Source organism: Pseudophaeobacter sp. C1-32P7 (assembly GCF_041008775.1).
GTDB classification, from domain to species: Bacteria; Pseudomonadota; Alphaproteobacteria; order Rhodobacterales; family Rhodobacteraceae; genus Phycobacter; species Phycobacter gallaeciensis_A.
On the sequence record NZ_JAXGFR010000056.1, the window covers coordinates 1 to 4,731 of the forward strand.

Sequence of the window (4,731 nt, forward strand, 5' to 3'; positions counted from 1 at the left end):
CCGGAACTGGTAACGCTCTCACCGGTGCCCTCACCATCGGTGTAGCTCGCCACAACGGTGATAACGCTCCCCACATCGTCCTGTATCAGGGTGTAGGTCGACGTCGTCGCCCCGGAGATGTCCACGCCGCCACGCTGCCACTGGTAGGAAATGGCGCCCAGGCCATCCTCATCCGCAAGCGTATTGCTCGCCGTCAGGGTCTCATCTTCCTGAGCGGTGCCAGAGATCGTGACGCTGCCGCTGGGAGAGTCGTTGACGTTGGACACAACTGAGGTTCCCGAACTGGTAACGCTCTCACCGGTGCCCTCACCATCGGTGTAGCTCGCCACAACGGTGATAACGCTCCCCACATCGTCCTGTGTCAGGGTGTAGGTTGACCCTGTCGCGCCAGAGATATCCACGCCACCACGCTGCCATTGGTAGGAGATCGCGCCCAGGCCATCCTCATCCGCAAGCGTATTGCTCGCCGTCAGGGTCTCATCTTCCTGAGCGGTGCCAGAGATCGTGACGCTGCCGCTGGGAGCATCGTTCACGTTGGTCACGGCAGAGGTTCCGGAACTGGTAACGCTCTCACCGGTGCCCTCGCCATCGGTGTAGCTCGCCACAACGGTGATAACGCTCCCCACATCGTCCTGTGTCAGGGTATAGTTCGCCCCAGTCGCCCCGGAGATGTCCACGCCGCCACGCTGCCACTGGTAGGAAATGGCGCCCAGGCCATCCTCATCCGCAAGCGTATTGCTCGCCGTCAGGGTCTCATCCTCGGGAGCGGTGCCGGAGATCGTGACGCTGCCGCTGGGAGCGTCGTTCACGTTGGTCACGGCTGAGGTTCCCGAACTGGTAACGCTCTCACCGGTGCCCTCACCATCGGTGTAGCTCGCCACAACGGTGATAACGCTCCCCACATCGTCCTGTGTCAGGGTATAGGTCGCCCCAGTCGCCCCGGAGATGTCCACGCCGCCACGCTGCCATTGGTAGGAAATGGCGCCCAGGCCATCCTCATCCGCAAGCGTATTGCTCGCCGTCAGGGTCTCATCCTCGGCCGCGGTGCCGGAGATCGTGACGCTGCCGCTGGGAGCGTCGTTCACGTTGAGCACGGCAGAGGTTCCGGAACTGGTAACGCTCTCACCGGTGCCCTCACCATCGGTGTAGCTCGCCACAACGGTGATAACGCTCCCCACATCGTCCTGTATCAGGGTGTAGGTCGACGTCGTCGCCCCGGAGATGTTCACGCCGTCACGCTGCCATTGATAGAGAATAGCGCCGAGACCATCCTCATCCGCAAGCGTATTGCTCGCCGTGAGGGTCTCATCTTCCTGAGCGGTGCCGGAGATCGTGACGCTGCCGCTGGGAGCATCGTTCACGTTGGTCACGGCAGAGGTTCCGGAACTGGTGACGCTCTCTGAAGTCCCACCTCCGTCGGTGTAGCTGGCCACAACGGTGATAACGGCTCCCACATCGGCCTGTGTCAGGGTGTAGGTAGACCCTGTCGCGCCGGAGATATCCAGGCCACCACGCTGCCATTGATAGGAGATCGAACCCAGACCATCGGCGTCAGAAATGGTATTGGATGCAGTCAGGGTTTGGTCTTCACTGGCAGTACCTGAAATTACAACGGAACCAGTTGGTGAACTGTTTACTGGTGGTGTGTAGAAGCTGGAATAGGCGTACTGACTGATCGGCGAGCCCGACGTAACTGAATATGTTACCCCGTTGAGGAATGTATTATAGGCAGTGCCATCAAGCGGAACGACAATGCCACCTGAATTGCCAACGCCAGCCATCCAAACCGCTTGGCCGCCATTACTCATTGTAATTAAATACATCGAGTATGGGCCATTATACGCTGTCGCACCGGAGGGAATGCCTGTGTATGTGAACTCGGTGGTCGCGTTGACGTCGACCGTCCCGTTTTCATCCCCAATCGTGGCATCTCGCGCGCCAGTGAATGTTTGAGGATTTCCGGAAAAACCACCCCAACTGCTTTCAAAAGTGGCGAAAACAATAAAATCAGACATCTTTGATTACCTAACCTATCAAAATATACTCATCCGGCGGCTTACAGACTGCCGAAACTACCTAGCTGAGTAACGAACTTTGAGCATCCTCACGCGAAACTTATGGGCGGCCGAAAGAGTGTTTGAGTGTTCCAGCTGTTCCTAGACCAGCTCGCGCTCAAAGGACCGATTCACTCCCCACTGATGCGATATGTGCCCTAACAAAGGCCTAAATAAGGCTATTGAGCCCTCCCCACTATTGCCCCCCTCCGGTCTCTCCCTCAGCTCATTGGCCTCATCCAAAATCCCCTCGGCCTGCAGCCTATCCACCCACGCCGTTTTCAAAACATCATCCAAGATCATGCGCGCAACCACCCATCCGATCATTAGGTTTCGCTTCCTAAGCCCCGTCACCACATGCGTAAATTTGCGTGGCCGGTTCGCCAAGCCAAGATATGCCTTCGCCGCGCCCGCGATCTTGACACCGGCGTGGCCATCAGCGCCACCCACATCTTTTTTTCATGTGGCACAACGCGCTGAAACGCCGATAAGCTTGATAGAATAGATGATCTTCTCAGTAACGGCGCTGCCGATCCTCACTGATTTATCAACTGTTGTGAACGGTCCGGACGCTCTTGGAGAGTTTATTGCCCAATCTGTCTTTGACGAAGCCAGTAACCTGAGTAGCGCCTTCCACAGCAAGGTTGAATTGGATCACATTCGACTTTGTGTACATTCTCTTTTCGACGACTTCACTACCTTGTTTCAGGTAGAAAGCGAACTCTAAGCCGTGATTGGGGCCGTTTTCTGGCGGCACGATAACAGCGGTTACGCTTCCGGCATTCCTCCAAGCGCACACTGAAAAGTCAGTCAAATGACTCTTGCCTTCTGCAGAAACCGTTGTTTTGTATCGGTCGAAGTTGGCGCTAAGATCTTCCAAGATTTCAGGCACTGATTTGCCGACAAGCAGTGCGTCGATAACTTCAGCAATCATTGCCCGCGGTGGTTGGCTGTGACCTTCACCCCAGTTTCCCACGAAAAACCCTAGATCGAGGTCTTGATTATGGAAGGCGTAGGGGCCAGCGGGTTTGGCAGATACGCTTTGCAGCATGGGTTCCATATGGATCTTGGTGTGCCAATCGGGCTGGTTCTGTAGGTAGATGGTTCGGCCTGCTCCGCTCCAGGACCAAAGGCTTTCGTTTACACCAGCTGAATTTAAGAGTCGGCTAGCGGCCTCTTTAGTACCGTCAAGCTCCGAACGCCTGGTGGGGAACGCCGCCTCTACGTATCGGTTTACGGCCTTGAGGTTATAGAGCGAGATTTTTGTCTGGGGGTTCCATACAAATATTGAAGGCTTGCAAACGCAGTGCTGTCCTACATTCATCGAGGCGAAGCCGCCGCCGCTCCCGCCCAAAAGGATTGGGTTCAAACCATAATGGTCTGCCACTGCGTCAATAACAGAGGCGATGTGTCTGGGGAGATCGGGAACCCTCTCGTTGCCGGCATAGAATGCCAGCCTCAATCGATCATCCATGGCAAGAGTGGGGTCTGAGAAAAATAGGCCGGGAACTCCAAGCTGCGCTGATAGCGTGGAGCCACTGAAGAATGGAGGTTTTTTTCCATCTCGGCTCGTAAGCGCAGCGGAAAACACGACGAGGAAGCGTTGTCCAGGAGTACTGCGGTCGAAGCCGACGAGCTTTAAAGGAAGAAGGTCATCTCCAACGGTTATCGTTTGCAGACCGTCTGCGAATGTGATTTGGGAGCCGGTCTCGTCTGCATACAGGTTAGCTTGCATGGATTGGCCTTCGTAGTGCTGTAATCGGGTTTGATCTATGTTGCTCTATTGCTATCATCTGAGACGTTGATAGCTGAACAACTATTTTAGGCGATGCCTCTTCGTCGGCGGACTTATTCACACCTTAGCTTGTAGCTCCTTGTTAATGAACAACAAATCCCCTCAAGTATTAGTAATTGTTGATATGCGCTTAGGTGTTGGGTCGGTTTACCGCCCAGCCCGCAAGTGGGTCAAGGCGCTCGCACCCTTTCAGCCCTCGATGTTCTGCGCCCGCGACCGGGTGTTTTTCCACGGAACGGCTCCAAGCAGCCTTGCCGCGGTGCCGTAGCCAGATCACAGAGAGATCGAACCTAGGCGCCGTCAGCAGATGAAGGCAGCCAGCCCCGCCTGCTTAGGCGCAGCATCGCAGTGATGAAAGCGTTTGGAGCACTCCAGAAAGCTAAGTTTGCAAAGGCCGCGATCTGAGCTGTGCCGATATCGGTCAAGAAACCATCCCTCTTTAAGCGAATGGGGCTCACCAAACAGCGGGGCCTCCTTTGTAAGTGGCCTACTTTGCCCCGATCTCCTTCAGCTTTCCGACTACCAGACGGCGCAAGACGGCCTCACTGGGCCGCAGGCGCGCGATGGCATCGGGCACCGACTCGCGGGCATAGGTCACGGCCTGCTCGACCAGCACATCCTTCCCGGCGCCGGGTCCGTCCTCGATCGCGGCGCGGATACCGCTCATCAACGCGCTGTGCAGGGCCTCGCGGTGGCGGGCCTCGATCTCAAGGCCGAAGCGTTGCTTGGCCACCTGGGCGGCGCCGCCGATCAGAACGGTCAGGAGCAAGCTCAGGCCACTGATCAGCGCGGGCTGAAGCTGTTGCAGAATGTCATTCCAGTTCATGGGTTAGTCCTCTGTTTTAAAGTGGGAAGAAAACGGCCGGCGGATTAGTCCGCCAG

Annotated in this window: 2 protein-coding genes and 1 pseudogene; all 3 read right to left on the reverse strand. The window is 56.4% G+C overall.

Going from position 1 to position 4,731, the window contains the following annotated elements; translation table 11 throughout:
- Positions 1-1,781, reverse strand: a pseudogene (locus tag SM763_RS23885) (hypothetical protein); the annotation flags it as partial.
- Positions 1,782-2,601: 820 nt separating this feature from the next.
- Complete coding sequence (locus tag SM763_RS23890) at positions 2,602-3,789, reverse strand: hypothetical protein (protein WP_369000052.1); 1,188 nt, start codon at positions 3,787-3,789, stop codon at positions 2,602-2,604.
- Between the two features lie 547 nt (positions 3,790-4,336).
- Positions 4,337-4,675, reverse strand: coding sequence for a hypothetical protein (locus SM763_RS23895; RefSeq protein ID WP_369000054.1), 339 nt, complete (start codon positions 4,673-4,675; stop codon positions 4,337-4,339).
- Between the last annotated feature and the right edge of the window lie 56 nt (positions 4,676-4,731).

What these genes read in the sequence shown, in the direction of transcription:
- SM763_RS23890 (WP_369000052.1), bottom strand. Translation starts at nt 3,789, where the DNA reads ATGCAAGCTAACCTGTATGCAGACGAGACCGGCTCCCAAATCACATTC.
- SM763_RS23895 (WP_369000054.1), bottom strand. Translation starts at nt 4,675, where the DNA reads ATGAACTGGAATGACATTCTGCAACAGCTTCAGCCCGCGCTGATCAGT.